The sequence below is a fragment of the Bacillus sp. 204(2023) genome, from assembly GCF_037027505.1.
Classification (GTDB): Bacteria; Bacillota; Bacilli; order Bacillales; family Bacillaceae; genus Bacillus; species Bacillus subtilis.
Window position 1 is genome coordinate 154,590 of the sequence record NZ_JAXCHE010000009.1, and the last position, 19,476, is coordinate 174,065.

Annotated in this window: 21 protein-coding genes and 1 pseudogene; 9 read left to right on the forward strand and 13 right to left on the reverse strand. The window is 45.5% G+C overall.

Going from position 1 to position 19,476, the window contains the following annotated elements; genetic code table 11:
* Positions 1-42: 42 nt before the first annotated feature.
* Together WA279_RS17545 and WA279_RS17550 are read left to right on the forward strand one after the other, a co-directional pair.
* On the forward strand, positions 43-1,035 hold the full coding sequence (locus WA279_RS17545; protein ID WP_336156152.1) for an NADPH:quinone oxidoreductase family protein: 993 nt from the start codon (positions 43-45) through the stop codon (positions 1,033-1,035).
* Positions 1,036-1,251: 216 nt separating this feature from the next.
* Entirely contained in the window at positions 1,252-2,223 is a 972-nt protein-coding gene (locus WA279_RS17550) for an ABC transporter substrate-binding protein (RefSeq protein WP_336156154.1), read from the forward strand.
* A gap of 31 nt (positions 2,224-2,254) precedes the next feature.
* Here WA279_RS17550 and phoE read toward each other — a convergent pair whose 3' ends face one another.
* The 7 genes and pseudogenes from phoE to WA279_RS17580 all read right to left on the reverse strand — a co-directional run bounded on the left by phoE (position 2,255) and on the right by WA279_RS17580 (position 9,105).
* Entirely contained in the window at positions 2,255-2,836 is a 582-nt protein-coding gene (gene phoE / locus WA279_RS17555; RefSeq protein ID WP_003233157.1) for a phosphatase PhoE, read from the reverse strand.
* Positions 2,837-2,906: 70 nt separating this feature from the next.
* Entirely contained in the window at positions 2,907-4,001 is a 1,095-nt protein-coding gene (locus tag WA279_RS17560) for an acetyl-CoA C-acyltransferase (RefSeq protein WP_336156155.1), read from the reverse strand.
* Positions 3,998-5,437, reverse strand: coding sequence for an acyl-CoA synthetase (locus tag WA279_RS17565; RefSeq protein WP_336156156.1), 1,440 nt, complete (start codon positions 5,435-5,437; stop codon positions 3,998-4,000). The genes WA279_RS17560 and WA279_RS17565 overlap by 4 nt, the downstream gene beginning before the upstream one ends.
* Before the next feature lie 6 nt (positions 5,438-5,443).
* Positions 5,444-6,004 (reverse strand): biotin transporter BioY, encoded by a 561-nt coding sequence (locus tag WA279_RS17570; protein WP_003233151.1) that lies wholly within the window; start codon positions 6,002-6,004, stop codon positions 5,444-5,446.
* 134 nt (positions 6,005-6,138) lie between these two features.
* Positions 6,139-6,654: a methyl-accepting chemotaxis protein gene (locus WA279_RS20915; RefSeq protein WP_396121704.1), complete on the reverse strand. Its 516-nt coding sequence runs from the start codon at positions 6,652-6,654 to the stop codon at positions 6,139-6,141.
* A 240-nt stretch (positions 6,655-6,894) separates the two neighbouring features.
* A pseudogene (locus WA279_RS20920) lies at positions 6,895-7,521 on the reverse strand (protoglobin domain-containing protein); the annotation flags it as partial.
* 54 nt (positions 7,522-7,575) lie between these two features.
* Positions 7,576-9,105 carry an FAD-dependent oxidoreductase gene (locus tag WA279_RS17580; RefSeq protein ID WP_336156158.1) on the reverse strand — a complete coding sequence of 510 codons (1,530 nt, stop codon included), beginning with the start codon at positions 9,103-9,105 and terminating at the stop codon, positions 7,576-7,578.
* Positions 9,106-9,216: 111 nt separating this feature from the next.
* On the opposite strand from WA279_RS17580, the gene WA279_RS17585 reads away from it, so the two are divergent.
* Complete coding sequence (locus tag WA279_RS17585) at positions 9,217-10,074, forward strand: SDR family oxidoreductase (RefSeq protein ID WP_015483049.1); 858 nt, start codon at positions 9,217-9,219, stop codon at positions 10,072-10,074.
* 27 nt (positions 10,075-10,101) lie between these two features.
* Here WA279_RS17585 and WA279_RS17590 read toward each other — a convergent pair whose 3' ends face one another.
* On the reverse strand, positions 10,102-10,335 hold the full coding sequence (locus WA279_RS17590) for an IDEAL domain-containing protein (protein ID WP_003233142.1): 234 nt from the start codon (positions 10,333-10,335) through the stop codon (positions 10,102-10,104).
* Between the two features lie 292 nt (positions 10,336-10,627).
* Between WA279_RS17590 and comK the strand changes: the two genes are divergently transcribed.
* A complete protein-coding gene (gene comK / locus WA279_RS17595) occupies positions 10,628-11,206 on the forward strand; it encodes a competence transcription factor ComK (protein WP_014663442.1) in 579 nt (192 codons plus the stop codon).
* Positions 11,207-11,252: 46 nt separating this feature from the next.
* On the opposite strand, the gene WA279_RS17600 is transcribed toward comK, so the two are convergent.
* Positions 11,253-12,152, reverse strand: a complete 900-nt coding sequence (locus tag WA279_RS17600) for an SDR family oxidoreductase (protein WP_063334995.1) — start codon at positions 12,150-12,152, stop codon at positions 11,253-11,255.
* A gap of 216 nt (positions 12,153-12,368) precedes the next feature.
* On the opposite strand from WA279_RS17600, the gene WA279_RS17605 reads away from it, so the two are divergent.
* Complete coding sequence (locus tag WA279_RS17605) at positions 12,369-12,638, forward strand: excalibur calcium-binding domain-containing protein (RefSeq protein WP_038829151.1); 270 nt, start codon at positions 12,369-12,371, stop codon at positions 12,636-12,638.
* Positions 12,639-12,681: 43 nt separating this feature from the next.
* Here the strand turns inward: WA279_RS17605 and WA279_RS17610 are convergent, their stop codons facing one another.
* The 3 genes from WA279_RS17610 to WA279_RS17620 form a co-directional block, all read right to left on the reverse strand.
* Positions 12,682-14,151 (reverse strand): sodium:solute symporter family protein, encoded by a 1,470-nt coding sequence (locus tag WA279_RS17610; RefSeq protein WP_336156163.1) that lies wholly within the window; start codon positions 14,149-14,151, stop codon positions 12,682-12,684.
* Positions 14,148-14,348, reverse strand: a complete 201-nt coding sequence (locus WA279_RS17615) for a DUF3311 domain-containing protein (RefSeq protein ID WP_015252421.1) — start codon at positions 14,346-14,348, stop codon at positions 14,148-14,150. Before WA279_RS17615 ends, WA279_RS17610 begins: the two co-directional genes overlap by 4 nt.
* Before the next feature lie 198 nt (positions 14,349-14,546).
* Positions 14,547-14,918 carry a hypothetical protein gene (locus WA279_RS17620; protein ID WP_064671203.1) on the reverse strand — a complete coding sequence of 124 codons (372 nt, stop codon included), beginning with the start codon at positions 14,916-14,918 and terminating at the stop codon, positions 14,547-14,549.
* A gap of 152 nt (positions 14,919-15,070) precedes the next feature.
* Between WA279_RS17620 and WA279_RS17625 the strand changes: the two genes are divergently transcribed.
* From WA279_RS17625 to WA279_RS17640, 4 genes are all read left to right on the forward strand, one after another.
* The gene (locus WA279_RS17625) at positions 15,071-15,694 is read left to right on the forward strand and encodes a TVP38/TMEM64 family protein (RefSeq protein ID WP_336156165.1); all 624 of its coding nucleotides are present in this window, start codon (positions 15,071-15,073) and stop codon (positions 15,692-15,694) included.
* 1 nt (position 15,695) lies between these two features.
* Positions 15,696-16,202 (forward strand): signal peptidase I, encoded by a 507-nt coding sequence (gene lepB, locus WA279_RS17630; RefSeq protein WP_003233128.1) that lies wholly within the window; start codon positions 15,696-15,698, stop codon positions 16,200-16,202.
* A gap of 179 nt (positions 16,203-16,381) precedes the next feature.
* Positions 16,382-17,881 (forward strand): monooxygenase, encoded by a 1,500-nt coding sequence (locus tag WA279_RS17635; RefSeq protein WP_336156166.1) that lies wholly within the window; start codon positions 16,382-16,384, stop codon positions 17,879-17,881.
* A gap of 76 nt (positions 17,882-17,957) precedes the next feature.
* Positions 17,958-18,485 (forward strand): MarR family transcriptional regulator, encoded by a 528-nt coding sequence (locus WA279_RS17640; RefSeq protein WP_134982226.1) that lies wholly within the window; start codon positions 17,958-17,960, stop codon positions 18,483-18,485.
* Positions 18,486-18,511: 26 nt separating this feature from the next.
* Here the strand turns inward: WA279_RS17640 and WA279_RS17645 are convergent, their stop codons facing one another.
* Positions 18,512-18,709, reverse strand: a complete 198-nt coding sequence (locus WA279_RS17645) for a hypothetical protein (protein WP_336156169.1) — start codon at positions 18,707-18,709, stop codon at positions 18,512-18,514.
* Positions 18,710-19,476 lie beyond the last annotated feature (767 nt).

Consider the following 19,476-nt stretch of genomic DNA (forward strand, 5'->3'; position numbering starts at 1 on the left):
AACGTTCTTCGGTTACGATATAAATGAAAAGGAGTGTGCCGAATGTCAACGTTATTTCAAGCATTGCAGGCAGAAAAAAATGCCGAGGATGTTTCAGTCCATGTGAAAACCATATCAACAGAGGATTTGCCGAAGGATGGTGTCCTGATTAAAGTTGCTTATTCCGGCATTAATTACAAAGATGGTCTGGCCGGAAAAGCAGGAGGCAATATCGTCAGAGAGTATCCGCTTATTTTAGGCATTGATGCTGCGGGTACGGTCGTCTCTTCCAAAGATCCGCGTTTTGCGGAGGGGGATGAGGTGATCGCGACAAGCTATGAGCTCGGTGTCTCCCGTGATGGCGGATTAAGTGAATACGCTTCGGTGCCTGGTGACTGGCTGGTGCCTTTGCCACAGAATCTTTCGTTAAAAGAAGCGATGGTGTACGGAACGGCGGGATTTACTGCGGCGTTATCAGTGCATCGGCTTGAACAGAACGGTCTGTCTCCGGAAAAAGGCAGCGTGCTAGTCACAGGAGCAACTGGCGGTGTCGGCGGAATTGCGGTATCGATGCTGAACAAGCGGGGCTATGATGTGGTGGCAAGCACCGGAAACCGGGAGGCGGCTGATTATTTGAAACAGCTCGGTGCAAGCGAAGTAATCAGCAGGGAAGATGTCTATGACGGAACGCTTAAGGCGCTGTCCAAGCAGCAATGGCAGGGAGCGGTTGATCCAGTCGGCGGAAAACAGCTTGCCTCGCTTTTAAGCAAAATTCAATACGGCGGATCTGTCGCAGTGAGCGGCTTAACCGGCGGAGGAGAAGTTCCGGCAACGGTGTATCCTTTTATTCTTCGCGGAGTAAGCCTGCTCGGAATCGATTCAGTATACTGTCCGATGGACGTTAGATCCGCTGTTTGGGAGCGCATGTCTTCTGATCTCAAGCCTGATCAGCTGCTGACCATCGTGGACAGGGAAGTATCATTGGAAGAAACGCCGGGTGCGTTAAAAGATATTTTGCAAAATCGCATTCAAGGAAGAGTGATTGTGAAGCTTTAACAGGATCAGCTTGCAGAGAATGTTATTTTTCTGCAAGCTTTTTTGTGGACAGGATGATCAGCTGCTGAACTGCTGTGTCGCGAAACAAGATTTTCCTGTAAGCCGAACTTTCTCTTCTCATTTTAAAAATAATTGGTGATAATGATTCTCATTCCGTGTTATACTACTCTTGGACATCTTAACCATAGAAACTACCAACAGGAGAGACTGGAACATATGAAAAAAACACTGATTATTCTTACAGTTTTACTTCTTTCTGTCTTAACGGCCGCTTGCTCGTCTTCAAGCGGCAATCAAAACAGCAAAGAACATAAAGTGGCGGTAACACATGATTTAGGGAAGACAAATGTGCCTGAGCATCCGAAGCGGGTTGTTGTTCTTGAGCTAGGTTTTATTGATACACTGCTTGATCTCGGCATTACGCCTGTCGGGGTTGCCAATGACAACAAAGAGAAGCAGCTGATCAACAAGGATGTGCTGAAGAAAATTGACGGCTACACATCTGTCGGCACTCGCTCACAGCCAAGCATGGAAAAAATCGCTTCATTAAAACCCGATTTAATTATTGCTGACACGACCCGGCATAAGAAGGTGTACGATCAGCTGAAAAAAATAGCGCCGACGATTGCGCTTAATAACTTAAATGCTGATTATCAGGATACAATTGACGCTTCGCTTACGATTGCAAAAGCAGTCGGCAAGGAGAAGGAAATGGAGAAAAAGCTGACGGCGCATGAAGAAAAGCTTAGCGAGACAAAGCAGAAAATCAGCGCGAACAGCCAGTCCGTGCTTTTGATCGGAAATACAAATGATACGATTATGGCCAGGGATGAAAACTTCTTTACATCGAGACTTTTAACACAGGTCGGCTATCGATATGCAATCAGTACGTCAGGCAATAGCGATTCAAGCAATGGCGGCGACTCTGTGAATATGAAAATGACACTGGAGCAGTTGCTGAAAACAGATCCGGATGTGATCATCCTGATGACAGGAAAAACAGATGACCTCGACGCCGACGGTAAACGCCCGATCGAAAAGAATGTCCTTTGGAAAAAACTGAAGGCAGTGAAAAACGGGCATGTATACCACGTGGACCGTGCGGTGTGGTCTCTGCGCCGCAGTGTAGACGGGGCGAATGCCATTTTGGACGAGCTTCAAAAAGAGATGCCGGCTGCTAAGAAATAAAAGAAAAGACAGGCAGACGCCTGTCTTTTTCTTATTTGATAAAACCGGATAAGTGGCTGTTGATATTATAGTCTTTTATCCGCCATTTTTCTTCTGCAAATTCAATGTTGCTGAGGCAGGCGTTGACGAGACGGGTGCTTTGAAGCTCCGGGTCACCGCCGGATATTTCTGTCAGCAGGGCGTGAATTGCCGCACCGTGCGCCACGATCAGCACCTTCTTGTTTGGATACGCCTGGTTCACTTTTGCCAAACCGCCCATCAGCCTGTCAGTGAGTTCTTCTAAGGTTTCCATATTCGGATAGATGTTATCTGGATAGCGCTTTGTCCGTTCCTCCAGCGGCATGCCCTCCGCGTCGCCGTAATCGCGTTCCTTAAAATCATCCATCTCGACTATCGGAAGATGCAGATATTCATTAATAATTTCCGCGGTTCTTTTCGCTCTTTTCAGCGGGCTTGTCACAATAATATCCCAAGAAAAGTCCTTTACATATTCTCCGGTTTCTCTTGCTTGGCGTTCACCTGTTGCGTTTAGCGGGATATCGGTTTTGCCTTGGCATTTTTGCTGCAGGTTCCAATCGGTTTCTCCATGTCTTACTAAACAAACGGCTGTCATAAAATCCCCTTCCTGACTTTATTCATATCGCTATTATACTAAATCGAAAGCGTGTGTCCTATGAAAAAGCCTATGCAAGTACTTCAAATAATAAAGCCAGTCCGATTCCGCCGCCGCTTCCGATGGCTGCAACAGCATATTGACAGTCTGGCCGTCTTTTCGCTTCATAAAACAATCTGGTTACCAGAGCTGCACCTGATGCACCGTACGGATGGCCAAGAGCTAAGGCGCCGCCGCGCACATTGATTTTTGAAAAGGGAATGCCGAGTTCTTGCGAGCAGACACAAATTTTGACGGCAAAGGCTTCATTGATTTCAAATAAATCGATATCATCAGGTGTTACATCGTGTGTATGTAAGAGCTGACGAATCGCGACAACCGGTGCCGCGGGCGGAAAGTTGGGGTGAATGCCGCTGACAGCGCTGCCGATAAACCGAAGCACAGGCTTAAGTCCCAGGGCTGCCGCTTTTTCTTCTTCCATTACCAAAAGAGCGGCTGCTCCGTCTGCTATGCCGCTGCTGTTGGCTGCTGTGACTGTTCCGGAGCTGGTGTCGAAAACCGGCTTTGCACGGGGAATAATCGCTTCTATCGGCCGCGTTTTCAAAAATGCTTCGTCCGTCTCCAATTCCCCGAGAGCAACAATTTCTTCACGGTAAAATCCTTCATCATGCGCGTTCCTGCTGCGTTGATGGCTGAGAAGCGCGTACTCATCCTGCATGCTTCTGCTGATGGAATAGCGTGCAGCCGTATATTCTGCCGCAATGCCCATGTCTGGATCGCCGATCGCATCTGGAGAAAAGCGGGCCCGTTCTGAAAAAGGGGATTGGCTGCTGCTTTCTGAGCCGCCCGCGATATACATCGTGCCGGCTCCCGCTTGAATAAGGCTGCAGGCATAGCGCACAGCTTCAAGGCCTGAGCCGCACTGTCTGTCAATTGTCATTCCGGGAACCGATAAAGGCAGTCCGGCTTGAAGGGCTGACAGTCTGGCGAGGTTGCCGCCTCTGCCGGTAGCGTTTCCGAGAATGACCTCGTCAACTTGATCCTCTAGCTTTCGGCTGAGACAGCGGATGATGGGAGCCGCCAAATCCTCCGGCAGGAAGGGCTTCAGCAGTCCGTTTTGATTTCCAAAGATCGTTCGTTTTGCATCAACAATAACCGCATTCATTTATACTGTATACCCTCTTCCAGCCATTTCTTCACGCTGGAACGGGCAATTTTTCCGCTGCTCGTTTCCGGCAAGCTGTCTGCAAACACCCATTTTTTCGGGGTTTTATAGGAGGCTAATTTCTGTTTACACCAGGCTTTCAGTGTTCTGGCATTAGCGTTTCCAAGAATGACAGCTACAGCGATTTCTCCCCAATACTCGTCGGGAATGCCAACGACAGCCGCGCTTTCAACCTCTGGGCAGGCGAGAAGCACACGTTCAATTTCTTCTGGGAAAATATTTAATCCTCCGTACACGATCATCCCGTTTTCTCTTCCTGATATGTATAGAAAGCCATCCTCATCAACATAGCCCATATCATCCACTGTCATCCATTCATCTGGTGTGCTGCCGTTCACATAGCCGGAAAACCGCATCGGGCTGTTCACAAATATTTTTCCGATTTCTCCTGGCTGGCAGCGTTCTCCTCCAGCGTTGCGGATTTCGATCCGGACATTATGAAAAGGGCGGCCCGCTGAATGCGGCTTCCGTTTGCTGTCTTCCGGTGAAGAAAACGTCACAAAACTAAGTTCTGATGTGCCGTAAAAATCGTACAGCTTGAGATGAGGCCATGCAGCGGCAAGCTTCTCCTTGGATTCTGCCGGCCAGTCTGCGCCGGATGAAATGATTTTGACGGGACTGTCGGGAAAACCCTCAATCCTTGCGAGGGCGTCTGTCATCGTCGGTACGGTATAGAGAACACTGATGGATCTACGGCACAGCCATTCCTTCGCTTTGGCAGGAGAAAACTTTTTCAGCAAACAAACGGTTCCTCCGAGAAACAAAGTGCTGACTGCCCCGTATAAGAAGTGAGAGGACATTAACGTCCCGGGAATCAATACCGTGTCATTTGATGAAATCGAAAAATCTGTTTCTGTACAGGTAAAGCTCTCTATCCATGAGCGGTGAGATCGCGTAAAGGCCTTCGGTTTTCCTGTCGAGCCCGACGTAAATCCCATATAAAAAGGGTGCTCCGGATCAATGGTAGGCAAGGGATCAGCGGCTGCTTCAGAAATATCTGCCATACAGTTATCCAGCAAAACAACAGGTGTCTGGCTATCTGTCAGTTTGTTTTTAAAAAAGGCTAAAGTAACCACAAGATCCGCATTGCTTATGGACAGCCGCTCCTTGCATTCAGCCGCGCTCCAGCGTGTGTCGATGGGAATGGCCGTGCATCCAGCCGCTGCGGCTCCGGCAAACAGCTGTAAAAACGCCAGACTATTTGGGAGCAGAATCGCCACACGATGCGGCATGCTCGGCTGTGACCGCAGCCAATTTGCGGTTTGAGAGACAAGCCGATCCCAATCATGGTACGTGATTTGCTCCGATTCAGTCTGGATCGCTACACGGCCGGGCGATGTTTCGGCAGTAGATGAATAGGTATGAGTAATTGTCATGTAGTGTCATCCTCCTTTTGTAAACATCGTATCAGAAAGAGACAAGGCTTGAGTGATTTTTATCGCCAGAAATGCAGATACAGCCGCTTTTATCAAATCACCGGGCACATATGCAAGGCTCATGAAGGCGGCCTGTGACAAATCAATATGCATGATAAAAGCTTGTACCGGTATACCAAGCAGATAAATAAAGATGATGCCGAATACGATATGAGTGAAAAAGAGACGCAATACTGTCACCTTCCGCAGCCTGTTAGCGGCTAAACTGATCAGCCATGAAGCGAGGGGATAAGCAATCAAAAAGCCTGCGCTCGGTCCGAAAAACACACCAAAACCGCCTCGTCCGCCGGGCAACAGCGGCGCTCCGAAGGCGACGAGCAGCAAAAAGACAAGCTGGCTTAAGAAAGCAGACTTTGGCCTGAGAATGCTGCCTGCCAACATGACACCAAGCGTTTGCAATGTAATCGGAACGGGTGTAAAGGATAAGAAGAGAGGGGGCATAAAGCCGAGCACTGCCATCAGTGCGGTGAAAATCGCAATATGCATCATGTCGATTAATTTCAGCATGTGAAATCCTCCAAACAGTAATCAAATATGGTTATACAATAAATGCAGGTAATTATTATGTCAACTGATTTTTAATTTAAGTTTACATAATGAACGCAAAAAAACCGGCCGTATGGCAGACCGGTTTTTGATGGTTATTCTTCTGTCAGGATGACAAGCGAATCAACGGAAGCGGCCACATGGGAAACGGCGCGGCTGACTTCCTGAAGCCCTCCAAGAAAGGCTTGCAGATCGACGTCGATTTTGCCTGATTGCTCTTTGCTGATTTTCATGCTGTGGACGATTTCATCGAATAAGCGGTTAATTTGCGTCATTTTTTCTTTACTGTCGCTGACTAGCTCATTCACGTCTTTGATATGCTTGGATACAATGTTGATTTGTGTATTCGTATTGTTCACAAGCTCAGAAACAGTAGAGACGGTTTTTTTCGTGTCCTCAGAAAGCTTCCGTACTTCATTTGCCACGACAGCAAAGCCTTTGCCGTGTTCTCCGGCGCGGGCGGATTCAATAGATGCATTGAGCGAGAGAAGGTTTGTTTGTTCAGCTATGCCTGTGACGATGCCGAAGATTTTTTCAATTTGCTGCGCGATTTCATCCAGCTTGACCATTTCTTTTTCGATTTGGACAAGGCTTGTGTCAATTTTGTTCATCTGTTTTTGCTGGACTTCTAGCTCTTTTTTTCCGCCGATCGACTTTTCTTCAACAGTGCTGGATGTTACAGTGCCGGCTTTGGATGCTTGAGAAATGCCTTCAGATTTGTCCACAAGCTCTTGAACTGATCTGCTTGTTTCTGAAAACAGATTGGCAATCGATCCAGAGGTTTCTTGAATTTTCTGATGAAGAAGGTTTTTCTTTTCCTCTTGTTCATCACGGGTCTGGTTATATTCGCTTTGAAATGCTTCAAGGACAAGTTGCTGTTCTAAGTTCAAGATTTTTGTTGTTGCTTTAATGGCTTTCAGCAGTTCTTGCTGATTTGTAATGGACGCTTCATAAATGTCAATCATTGACAAAAGAAGCTCTTGAAACGCACCCATATACCATTTTGGCAAAAGGCCGATTCTTAAATGGATGGAGGCGATTCGGTTACGCTTTTCAATAAATTCATCATCGATAACGCCTGCAAACATTTCCTGAATATGCCGTTTTAACGTTTGTTTTAAGCGGTCAACTGAGCTGTGATCATTAATGATATCCATCAATGAGCTTTCATGGTCAAGGTTTTTATAAAACGCATCAACGATATTTACGATATTTTCTTGAATGAGTGGCTGAAGCTGCTCTAACACGTAAAGCTCAGCATCTCCCAACCTGACCATTTTGAGCTGTTTTTTGACATCTGCATGTTTGTTTGTGAGCTGAATGCGGTTTTTTTGCTGTCTGTTTGAATCTGAAAAGTAAGCTGTTTCTTGTTTTCTGTCTTTTTTAAATAACAATACAATGATCCCCCTTGGGAAAAATATAATTTTTACTTTTTGGCTTTTTAAGCCTTTTTCTTTTTTATCGGCCAAGGGAAACATGAATGAAGCTGCAGATGAAAAATATTTGAAAAACCGTTCATTAAAATGAACGGTTTAATCGAGATCTATTTGTTTTAATGGTTTAATGGCCGGACCCTCTACAACTTCGCCAGATGGCTTAAAGCGTGACCCGTGGCACGGACAATCCCACGTATGCTCACTGTCGTTCCACTCGACCTCGCAGCCTAAATGGGTACAAGTCGTATCAACGAGATGGAGGCAGCCTGTCTTATCCCGAAATGCTCCCGCTCGCCTGCCGTTTATGGTGACGGCTTTCCCTTCTCCTGGCGAAATGTCTTCAAATTGGACATCAGGCTTTTCAAGCTTTCCTTTAATCAAATGCTTGGCGACATCGGCATTGTAGGAAATCACTTTCTGCAACCCGGGATTCAGATGGAAACGGGACGGAGTGAAAATACTTTCGTATGGATTGTCTTTTTTTTCCACAAGGTCTGACAATAGAGTGGCTGCGACTGCTGAGGACGTCATGCCCCATTTTTTGAACCCGGTCGCTACTAGAATATTGTCCTCATTTTCCGACATCGGCCCGATAAACGGGATTTTGTCGATCGTCACTAGATCTTGTGTGGACCAATAATATGGAATGCTTTCGATGCCGATGGTGCTTTCGGCCAGTTGTCTCAGTGTTTCATAATGTGTAGACATGGCTTTTCCCTGGCCTGTTTTATGGCTTACTCCGCTGAAGAGAATCAGCTTTTCACCGTTTACAACCGTATAGCGGAGCGCCACTGACGGCTGATCGATACTCAAATACATGCCCTCGGGATACTCGATCTTCGGCTTGATGGCAAGGACATAAGATCTGTCGGAGTACATTCTCGCAGCATATAATCCGCCTCCGTCATAAAAAGGGAAGTGGGAACAGCATATGATAAAGCTGCTCTTAATGGCGTGCCGGCTTTTTGTTACCACTTCGGGCCTTTCGCCTTTTTTGATATCAAGCGCAACGGTCTCTTCATAAATTCGGCCGCCTTTTTGAACAATTTGCTCCAGAAGCGCTTTTAAGTATTGAAGCGGATGAAATTGAGCTTGATTCTTCATGACAAGCGCCAGCTTAGAACCTAAGGGAATTGGAAGATCCTTGATAAGGTCTCTTTCAATTCCGAGCTTTGTGTATGCCTCATGTTCGGTGCGGATTTTTTGAACAGCGTTTTCATTTGCCGTATAAAGATATGCGTCTTGCTCGATCCATTCGCAATCAATTTGATGTTCATCCACAATGCCTTTTATGTAATCAATTGCGTTTTGGTTTGCTTCATAATAAAGCCTCGCATGGTTTAATCCGAAATTGCGGATAAATTCGTCGTATATCATGTCATGCTGTGCGGTAACTTTAGCAGTTGTATGCGCAGTGGTTCCGTTAAGAACCTGATTTGCTTCAATCAAAACGACACGGAAGCCTCTCTTCGTAAGTTCATATGCCGTTGTGATTCCCGTAATCCCGCCTCCGATAATGGTGACGTCACATTCAGTGTCCTCTTGAAGCGCAGGAAAAGAAGGCAGGTCAGTTGATGTTTTCCAGTATGTTTCAGGTGCTTCCTTTGCAAAATGTTGATTAGCCAAGCCGTTATACCTCCAATCAGATTTATTCTTAATTTTTCCATATTCTATCTTTTCATACATAGGAAGCAGGCATTGTTCATAACATAATAAGGTTGAAAAGGAGTGATTTCATTGGCGAATCAAAAAAAGAAAACATTACCGCCTCAGCACCAGAACCAGCAGCCTGGTTTTGAATATCTGATGGACCCGCGTCCGGTTTTTGATAAGCCGAAGAAAGCGAAAAAATTAGAGGGCAAAACCGCTATTATTACTGGAGGAGACAGCGGGATTGGACGCGCTGTCTCGGTGTTATTCGCAAAAGAAGGGGCTAATGTGGTCATTGTGTATTTGAATGAACATCAGGACGCCGAGGAAACAAAGCAGTATGTAGAAAAGGAAGGGGTAAAATGCCTGCTGATTGCAGGAGATGTCGGGGATGAAGCGTTTTGCAATGATGTGGTCGCGCAGGCAAGCCAAGTGTTTCCATCCATTGATATATTGGTTAACAATGCAGCTGAGCAGCATGTCCAGCCCAGCATTGAAAAAATCACCAGCCACCAGCTGATCAGAACCTTCCAAACAAACATTTTTTCCATGTTTTACTTAACAAAGGCAGTGCTGCCTCATTTAAAAAAAGGGAGCTCTATTATTAATACCGCTTCAATTACCGCCTATAAAGGCAATAAAACGCTGATTGATTATTCAGCGACAAAAGGCGCGATCGTTACGTTTACAAGGTCTCTTTCCCAGTCGCTTGTTCAGCAGGGCATACGGGTCAATGCAGTGGCACCGGGTCCCATTTGGACACCGCTTATCCCGGCCAGCTTTGCCGCAAAAGACGTGGAAGTGTTTGGTTCAGACGTGCCGATGGAACGACCGGGACAGCCGGTCGAAGTGGCGCCAAGCTATCTATACCTTGCCAGCGACGATTCCACATACGTCACAGGGCAGACGATTCACGTCAATGGCGGAACAATTGTGAACGGATAATAAAAAGCCAATCCTTGAAGGATTGGCTTATTCGCTCTGCTTGAGCGCTGCATATTCTTTAGAGAGCGTAAGAAACGCATCTTTATCTTTTTCGTCCAAGGCTTTGTTAATTTGGTCCGTCAGCATGGCAAGCCGACGGTTATACAAGGATTCATCGAGCACCATTTGAATGTAAATATCCGTCATTGTGACATCGAATTCTTTTGTTTTTTGCGTGTTGCGGGACTTCATGAGCTCAGTGTACGATTTTTTCTCTTTCATAAAGAATCCCCCCAATGCCTTTTTTATAGTATATGGATAACGGTCGAAAAAATCAATAAATTTTTATAATTTTTAGACAACTAATACTTGGCAATCTATCGACATATCCTGCAAAATGCCGTAAACCGGCAAGTCTTATGAAAGTAAAATCGGTTTATTACTAGTCATTTAGTACCAGTAAATATCATTAAAAGATGATTTTATCTTAAATGTTAAAAAAACCTGTCGTTTTACAAAAACAGATGATAGATTATTAGTATAAATTTTGCAGAAAAAGGATGGAGGCCATAATATGAGTCAGAAAACAGACGCACCTTTAGAATCGTATGAAGTGAACGGCGCAACAATTGCCGTGCTGCCAGAAGAAATAGACGGCAAAATCTGTTCCAAAATTATTGAAAAAGATTGCGTGTTTTATGTCAGCATGAAGCCGCTGCAAATTGTCGACAGAAGCTGCCGATTTTTTGGATCAAGCTATGCGGGAAGAAAAGCAGGAACTTATGAAGTGACAAAAATTTCACACAAGCCGCCGATCATGGTGGACCCTTCGAACCAAATCTTTTTATTCCCTACACTTTCTTCGACAAGACCCCAATGCGGCTGGATTTCCCATGTGCATGTAAAAGAATTCAAAGCGACTGAATTCGACGATACGGAAGTGACGTTTTCAAATGGGAAAACGATGGAGCTGCCGATCTCTTATAATTCGTTCGAGAACCAGGTATATCGAACAGCGTGGCTCAGAACCAAATTCCAAGACAGAATCGACCACCGCGTTCCGAAAAGACAGGAATTTATGCTGTACCCGAAAGAAGAGCGGACGAAGATGATTTATGATTTTATTTTGCGTGAGCTCGGGGAACGGTATTAGAATAATAGGAAGGAGCTGACCGAACAGGGCAGCTCCTTTCATAAAGCTATGCCGTCGGAATTCCTCCGGTGATGCCATATACCTGAGATGTCACATAGCTTGAATTCTCTGAAGCTAGAAATACATAAACATCGGCCAATTCCACTGGCTGCCCAGCGCGATGTAATGGAGCTGGCGGCGTGCCTTGTCCGAATTTCGGGATGTTTTCCGTCGGCTGTCCGCCGGAAATTTGCAGCGGTGTCCAAATTGGTCCGGGCGCAACTGAATTTACTCTGATGCCTTTGGAAGCAAGCTGTTTTCCCAGTCCAACGGTAAAGCCGATAATGGCGTTTTTCGTTGCTGCGTAATCTAACAGCATCGGGCTTGGATTATAGCCTTCAACTGAGGTAGTTGTGATAATTGAAGCTCCCTCCGGCAAATACGGAAGCGCCGCTTTTACAACCCAGTAAAGGGAAAAGACGTTCACTTCAAAGGTTTTATAGATTTGTTCAGTAGGCAGATCTTCGATGTTTTCGACCGCTTGCTGTTTGCCTGCAACGAGCGCTAGCACATCAAGTCCGCCGAGTTCGTGATGCGACTGTTTGACTAGATCTTGGCAAAAGGATTCGTCGCTCAAGTCTCCGGGGATCAGCACTGCTTTTCGGCCTTCTGCTTCAATCAGCTCTTTTACCTCTTCAGCATCTGGCTGTTCCTCGGGCAAGTAGTTAATGGCCACATCGGCACCTTCTCTGGCGTAAGCAATCGCGGCAGCGCGGCCGATACCGGAATCGCCGCCCGTGACAAGCGCTTTTCGACCCGTTAGTTTACCGGATCCTTTGTAGCTTTTTTCTCCGCAATCAGGGACAGGCTTCATGTTCTTTTGCAGGCCTGGCGGCTCTTGATATTGTTCGGGAAATTCATCATGAAAAAATGCTTTTATAGGATTCGTAAGATTTGAATCAGACATCATCAACGCCCCTTTTCTGTTTGGTGTACATTCGTATGTGTACCCCTGAGCATAAGCAGAAAAACATGTTTTGGCAGTTTGAATAGTGAAGGAAAAAGAAAACAAGAAAAAACAAAGACTTCTTCCATATTTATCTTGTCAAATAAGACTATATGAATTATGATAAATTCGAGCTATAAATCAACTAAATATTGGGTGTTGGGGGAGTGAATCGTCATGAAAAAAGCGGCCGCGGTTTTGCTGTCACTCGGTCTCGTTTTCGGTTTTTCATACGGAGCTGACCATGTGGCGGAAGCCAAAACAAAGGTGAAGGTCTATAAGAACTGCAAGGAGTTAAACAAAGTATACAAAGGCGGAGTGGCTCGCACTTCGAAGGCGAAAAACAAAGGCGGAAAAACAAAGTACAAGCCTTACGTTTCTAAGGCGCTTTACGATGCCAATAAAAAGAAAGACCGCGATAAAGATCTTATCGCCTGTGAACGGTAAATAAGAAAAAGCAATCTGGTGTCCAGGTTGCTTTTTCTATTGCTTAAGCCGCCTGATCGGCCGCAGCGCTTTTCGCCTTCCTTGTCATAAGGCTGACTGCCATCATGACCGTGATATTCAAAAGCAGGGCGACGATTCCTACATTCAAGTCTTTTGCGGCTTGCGGCAGAGCCGGAAATAAAGTGCCGATCGTCGTTTCCGTCATTGTAATATAAGTAACTGCTCCGACACCTGCAATAATGCCGGTGAAGGCTCCTTGCTTTGTCACCATATTATGCTTGAACAGGCTGAACAAAAGGGCGGGGAATAGCTGTGTGACAAGGCTGTAGCCCATCAAAAGCAGCGTAACGATGGTATTCCCGCCTTTGAAGGTAAAATACACCGAAATCAACGCAATCACCGGCACTAAAAACTTAGCAAAAGCCGATACCTGTTGTTCTGTCGTGCGGGGCACAATTACCTTGTACACATTTTTTGCAAACAGCGTGGAGGCGGACATTAAGATCATAGACCCTGGCACAAGTGCTGTCAGCAGTCCGGCAGCACCGATAATTCCGACAAACCAAGGGTCAAATGCTTGCAGAGACAGTCTCAAAAGCGATAGATCCCCGTCTGCGCCTTTCAGATCTGGAACTTGCAGGATAGCCGCGAAGCCGACAAAAAGGACAAAGAGCAGGACCAGCTGGTACAAAGGCATGATGATGGCGTTTTTACGAAACACTTTTGGGTTTTCGGCTGAATAAGAAGCGGAAAACGTGTGAGGCCACATGTAAAACCCGAGCGCTGTCAAGAGTACGGTTGAACTGAACCAGGCCACACTTTGTCCCGATTCGGGGAGCGTAAGAAAGCCAGGCTTTGCCGTTTCAATCTGCTGAAACATGTCTTGAAATCCGCCGTAGTAATGAATTGGCAAATACACACCTAAAAACAGAACGACAACCAGAATCATGATGTCCTTCACAACCGATATCCAGGCAGACCCGTGAATGCCTGAAACCATAACATAAACCGTGATGGAAACAGCGCCGATCCAGATGGCGGCGGTCGGGGTGATTTTGCCGTACGAGGTTTCCGATACAATCAGCCCGAGGCCTTTCAGCTGCAGTACAAGATAGGGAATGAGTGCGGCGATGCCGACCAGTGAAACGAGAATGCCGAGCAGCGGACTGTTGTATTTTTTTGTGAAAAAATCAGACTGCGACATCAGTTTATGCTGTTTCGCGTACGTCCAAACTGCCGGAAGAAGCCAGTAAGAAAGGATGTAGGCCAGACATCCGTAGGCGATGATATAAAAGGCTGGACCGCCTTTTTCGTAGGCCCAGCCGCTGCCGCCGAGAAACGTAAAAGTAGTATAAATTTCGCCTGCCATCAAAAGGAAGACGAAAACAGTTCCGAAGCCGCGCCCTCCGACCGTCCACTGCTCCAGGTTCATGTCTTTTCCTTTTTGGGCGCGTATACCGAGAAAAATACTCAAGAGCAGGACACCGAAAATGATGATGAGTGCTGCATTCATTCTGTTTCCTCCTTTTTATTTTCCTTGTCGAGGACATATACAATCGCCATCAGCGCAGAGGTCAAAAGAGCCCACATCACAATATAGGCAAGAATAAACGGCATGCCGAACACATAGGGGGTCACCTTATTTGCAAAAGGGATGCCGAGTAAGATTCCGATAAAGGGCAAAGCGGCAAGAACGTGAATCAGTTTCATAGAATCCTCCTTCTATTTAGGATTGGGGTGTACAAGCCTAAGCGTACTGAAAATGATGTCGCAGATATGGCAGCACATGTCACTTTTTAGGGTGAAAGGCTGTGGTTCGAATTATAAATAAATTTATTTTGTTTGTATAGTGTGAATTGTCTGAAATTAATGCTCTGAATCGCCCGAAGAGGGAACGGGCAGTATGATTCAAAAGGCTCGGAGTCTGTCCGGGGCAAATAGATAGTATGTTAATAATTCGCTGACCTGCTCACGGATTCGCGGATTAAAATAGCGATGGTTTTCTTCATAACCGTCGATGACAAATGTATAGAGCGTAAAGGCCTCATCGCGTTCCGTCTCGCGGATTGCAATTTTTCTTTTCCTCAGTTCTTTTCTGACCTCCATCAAATCCTTTTGTGCTATTTTTAATGATTCGCCGATAAGCTGTTTATAAGGATGCTTCAATTTTAATGTGCTTTCTTCAATTCCGGCGAGATCACGGTTAAAAATCGTAATGGCCATGGGCAAAAAGAGAGCCCGTTCAATTAAATCGTATATTTCCTCCTGCAGATTTGGCATGTTGACTCCTTCCTTCTAAAGGGAACGTTTGTTCTATTTGTATTCTATATCGGCTGGTGAAATGTTTCAAGACAGAAAAAATCACCAAAACTTTTTAGTTTTCTGCTGATAATGTGTAGAATAAGGATAGACAAACCCGGTAAGGAGTATAAATGTTGGAGCATTTTTTATCCTATTTGACACAAGAACACTTAACTGAATTATTTCAAAGCTATAGGGCTTTCGGTCCGCTCATTGCTGTGCTGCTGCCTTTAATTGAAGCGTTTCTCCCGTTTTTGCCGCTGATCGTGTTTGTGGTGGCGAATACGAACTCGTTTGGCTTGTGGGAAGGATTTATCCTGTCCTGGGCGGGATCAACTGCTGGTTCCATTCTCGTATTTTTAATTGTCCGTCAATACGGACAGAGAAAATTGCTTGGATTTATCCGCAGTCATCCGTCTGTCAGAAAGCTGATGTTATGGGTGGAAAGACACGGCTTCGGTCCCATGTTTCTTCTGCTTTGTTTTCCATTTACACCGTCAGCCGCGGTGAATGTTGTTGCCGGTTTGTCAAGGATCGGAACGCGGCCGTTTATTTTGGCGGCAGCCTCGGGGAAGCTTGTCATGATTTTTATGATCAGCTTCATCGGATATGATCTGCACGCGCTGATTACACAGCCGATTCGAACGGTCATCGCCGTATCGGTGATCATTGTCTTATGGTATGTCGGCAAAAAGGTGGAGCGGTATCTGCATGTAAGAGCCAGTCAGCGTGAGCATGATGGAGGGAGACAGTAACATGAAAAAACGGTTTTGGTTTCTTGCCGGTGTAGTGTCCGTTGTTCTCGCCATTCAGGTTAAAAATGCTGTCTTTATTGATTACAAGGTAGAAGGCGTCAGTATGAACCCGACCTTCCAGGAAGGAAACGAATTGTTGGTCAATAAATTTTCGCATCGATTTAAAACCATCCATCGTTTTGACATCGTCCTTTTTAAAGGCCCTGATCATAAAGTGCTGATTAAACGGGTAATCGGCTTGCCCGGTGAAACGATCAAATATAAAGATGATCAGCTGTATGTGAACGGAAAGCAGGTTGCTGAGCCATTTTTGAAGCATTTGAAATCTGTTTCTGCCGGCAGCCATGTAACGGGTGATTTTTCTTTGAAAGATGTGACGGGAACAAGCAAGGTGCCGAAAGGAAAATATTTTGTCGTTGGAGATAATCGCATATACAGCTTCGACAGCCGGCATTTTGGTCCGATAAGAGAAAAAAATATTGTCGGTGTGATTTCTGATGCCGAATAAAAAGACGCTAATGGAAGAGGCGTCTTTTTGTATGCCGTTTGGAAAAATGTGTTGAAGAAAAATTTGTAAGGAGCTATAATCAATATTGTTACGCGCGTAACAAAAAAACGGTTGTTTTTTGATTATGAGTTGTTTTTATTAGATTTTGTTCGTTTTGTATGAAACAAAAGGAGTGGTGAATGATGATGAAATATGAAGCAGTGATTATAGGAGGAGGGCCGGTTGGATTTATGCTGGCTTCTGAGCTTGCGATGGCCGGAGTGGGAACATGTGTGATTGAACGGCTTGAAAAACCTGTTCCGCATTCCAAAGCGTTGACGCTGCATCCCCGAACGCTGGAGCTCCTTGAGATGAGAGGGATTTTAGAGCGGTTCGTATCCAAGGGAAGCAAGATACCTTCCGGACATTTTTCAATGCTGGATACCCGTCTGGATTTTTCAGGCTTGGATACGAGCTGTCCTTACACGCTTTTGCTCCCGCAGTCCAAAACAGAAAAGCTGCTTGAAGATCATGCACGAAGGCTGGGAACAGAGGTGTTTCGGGGTGCAGAGGCGCTGTCGGTTACGCAAAACGGGGAAACGGTCCAAACGATTTTTAAGGATCGGGACGGCAGTGTACGGACGATCACAAGCAAGTTTGCCGTTGGGGCAGATGGCGCCGGAAGTACCGTCCGGAAACAGGCGAAAATTGAGTTTCCGGGAACAGACAGCACTGTCACCGCTGCGCTTGGGGATGTGGCGCTCCTTTCTCCGCCGCCGTCAGGCGTGTTGTCCCTTTGCACAAAAGAGGGCGGTGTTATGATTGTTCCGTTATCTCCAGACCGATACCGTGTCGTTGTGATCAGTCCTTATCGCACGCAGACGCCGAAAGATGTGCCTGTGACTGAGGAAGAGCTGAAAGCTGACCTTCTGCGAATTTGCGGAACTGACTTTGGTTTAAGCGACCCTTCGTGGATGTCGCGGTTCGGGAACGCCGCGCGCCAAGCGAAACGGTATCGGGACGGCAGAATCTTTCTTGCGGGTGATGCCGCGCATATTCATTTTCCGGCGGGCGGGCAAGGGCTGAATGTCGGCCTTCAGGATGCAATGAACCTCGGGTGGAAACTGGCGGCGGCCATCAAAGGTTCTGCTCCTTCATGGCTTTTAGACAGCTACCATGACGAGCGGCACCCGGCAGCTGAAGGGCTCCTCAGAAACACGGAGGCACAGACAAAGCTGATCGATTTCACTCAAGCAGGCCTCCATTTGCGAAGCATGATGTCGGAGCTGCTGGCCTTCCCTGATGTGAATCGATATGTAGCAGGGCAAATTTCTGCACTCGATGTCAGATATGAAGCTGATCGTACCATGCCGCCGAATCGTTTGAACGGGGCAAGGCTCCCTGACATGAAGCTGATTCTTTCCGACGGCAATTCGGAACGGCTGTACAGCTTTCTCCAAAACGGGACATTCGTTTTGCTGTCATTGAGGCAGGAAGCTGATGATCATATCGAAGTGAAAGGCTTACGTACGGTAACCGCCTCGCTTGCAGAACCGAATGAAAAGTTGCGGGATGTGCATACCATATTGATTCGTCCTGATGGACATGTAGCCTGGGCGGTGGATGCATCAGCGCCCGATTGTACCGAGGTGATTCAAAAAGGAATCAGCCGCTGGTTTTCCGTCACCAGCCGAGTATAATTCAATTCGATTGTTTCATCTGTAACAAAACGGTATGATAGAAGAAACAATCGAATGAAAAAGGATGGAAAACCCGATGAACACAGATCATACGAAACGCAATCTTTTTGAATTGTATGCGGAGCTCATTCATCAGCAGGAGAAATGGGAGGGGCTTATTAAAGTCTTTTTATCTGACGAATTGAGGAAGCTGGATGTAGAGCACGGGAGTAAATCTCAATTGACGATGACAGAAATTCATGTTCTATCCTGTGTCGGGGACAATGAACCAATTAATGTCACGTCGATAGCAGAAAAAATGAATACGACAAAAGCGACTGTATCACGCATCAGCACAAAATTGCTCGGCGCAGGCTTCCTTCACAGAACACAGCTCAGCGATAATAAAAAGGAGGTCTACTTCCGATTGACGCCTGCTGGAAAAAAGCTGCACAGTTTGCACAAATATTATCATCAGAAGGCTGAACAGCGTTTTCTGTCATTTTTTGACCGCTATACGGAGGAAGAGATTCTTTTTGCGGAACGGCTGTTTCGGGATCTGGTGACAAAGTGGTATCCGTCATCAGAAGAAATGGAAGAGGGTCTTCACAACGTTTTTAAATAAAAAACACGCACTGCGGTGCGTGTTTTTCACGGTTCTTCTTTCTTTTTCAAGATTGTAACGTAAATCAGATTTCCTCCGACTAAAATCATAAGGGGCAATCCAGGGGAGCCGGATGTCACCAAATTATAAATCAGCCAGATTCCTAAACATATTCCATAATATAAGTGCATTGCCTTCTCGGGATTGTCGCGCAGCAAACTTCGTTTAATAATCTTTTTCATCATATCGCCCCTATTAATTTTAGGATTTCCCTTTAGTTTATATGCATCTTCGGTTCATCTCAAAATTTGCTCTTTAGCTTTTGATGCTCTCAAAATATTTCGAGGGAATTTTAGAATTATTTTTTTACAGATATGTTTTCTGATAGCTCTGCCCACTTCTATCATCTGTATCTCCCTTGCTAAAACACTGTTTTCTCCATATAAACAAGGAAAGACCTTCTGTAGTAAGCTACCCATTTAGTCCTTTTATTTCCTCTTGGGGGGAATGTCTCACTTTCTATTTCGGCTAATACTCCCATAGAATCAACAAATGTAATACTTGTTTCATTTTCACGCATAAGAATTTTCGTTCCCTCACTTAATAGACCCTGTCATTTCTCAGCTAAGTCTGTTGTTAACTTGCTAATATCTTCTGCAGAGATGCCGTACCATCCAACAATACGTTATGAATCAACCTATTCTGAAATTGGTCAGAGATCTCTAGAATACCCAAGTAACTTGTGATTTTACTTTCTAATAATTGGAACCACTGATCTTTTTCACTCAATGTATCTTCTATATATATAAATATGTACATGTATTTACCTCAATTCATTCATTTGTTTTATTTTTATTTGAAAAGTAAAAAGAGGACATTAAGTCCTCTCAGGCTGTCGAGAAAATCTCGACAGCCTTTATTTTTCCCTTAAAATATCAATTCCCCTGTAATAAAATAAAAGAAAGACTGAAAAGGACGGTGTCTTTCTCATGTTCCACACAAGAAACTCTTC

Bases quoted from the DNA above. Each gene is read 5' to 3' on its own strand.
- WA279_RS17545 (WP_336156152.1), top strand. From the start codon at position 43: ATGTCAACGTTATTTCAAGCATTGCAGGCAGAAAAAAATGCCGAGGAT.
- WA279_RS17550 (WP_336156154.1), top strand. From the start codon at position 1,252: ATGAAAAAAACACTGATTATTCTTACAGTTTTACTTCTTTCTGTCTTA.
- phoE (WP_003233157.1), bottom strand. From the start codon at position 2,836: ATGACAGCCGTTTGTTTAGTAAGACATGGAGAAACCGATTGGAACCTG.
- WA279_RS17560 (WP_336156155.1), bottom strand. From the start codon at position 4,001: ATGAATGCGGTTATTGTTGATGCAAAACGAACGATCTTTGGAAATCAA.
- WA279_RS17565 (WP_336156156.1), bottom strand. From the start codon at position 5,437: ATGACAATTACTCATACCTATTCATCTACTGCCGAAACATCGCCCGGC.
- WA279_RS17570 (WP_003233151.1), bottom strand. From the start codon at position 6,004: ATGCTGAAATTAATCGACATGATGCATATTGCGATTTTCACCGCACTG.
- WA279_RS20915 (WP_396121704.1), bottom strand. From the start codon at position 6,654: ATGAACAAAATTGACACAAGCCTTGTCCAAATCGAAAAAGAAATGGTC.
- WA279_RS17590 (WP_003233142.1), bottom strand. From the start codon at position 10,335: ATGAAAGAGAAAAAATCGTACACTGAGCTCATGAAGTCCCGCAACACG.
- comK (WP_014663442.1), top strand. From the start codon at position 10,628: ATGAGTCAGAAAACAGACGCACCTTTAGAATCGTATGAAGTGAACGGC.
- WA279_RS17600 (WP_063334995.1), bottom strand. From the start codon at position 12,152: ATGTCTGATTCAAATCTTACGAATCCTATAAAAGCATTTTTTCATGAT.
- WA279_RS17605 (WP_038829151.1), top strand. From the start codon at position 12,369: ATGAAAAAAGCGGCCGCGGTTTTGCTGTCACTCGGTCTCGTTTTCGGT.
- WA279_RS17610 (WP_336156163.1), bottom strand. From the start codon at position 14,151: ATGAATGCAGCACTCATCATCATTTTCGGTGTCCTGCTCTTGAGTATT.
- WA279_RS17615 (WP_015252421.1), bottom strand. From the start codon at position 14,348: ATGAAACTGATTCACGTTCTTGCCGCTTTGCCCTTTATCGGAATCTTA.
- WA279_RS17620 (WP_064671203.1), bottom strand. From the start codon at position 14,918: ATGCCAAATCTGCAGGAGGAAATATACGATTTAATTGAACGGGCTCTC.
- WA279_RS17625 (WP_336156165.1), top strand. From the start codon at position 15,071: ATGTTGGAGCATTTTTTATCCTATTTGACACAAGAACACTTAACTGAA.
- lepB (WP_003233128.1), top strand. From the start codon at position 15,696: ATGAAAAAACGGTTTTGGTTTCTTGCCGGTGTAGTGTCCGTTGTTCTC.
- WA279_RS17635 (WP_336156166.1), top strand. From the start codon at position 16,382: ATGATGATGAAATATGAAGCAGTGATTATAGGAGGAGGGCCGGTTGGA.
- WA279_RS17640 (WP_134982226.1), top strand. From the start codon at position 17,958: ATGAACACAGATCATACGAAACGCAATCTTTTTGAATTGTATGCGGAG.
- WA279_RS17645 (WP_336156169.1), bottom strand. From the start codon at position 18,709: ATGATGAAAAAGATTATTAAACGAAGTTTGCTGCGCGACAATCCCGAG.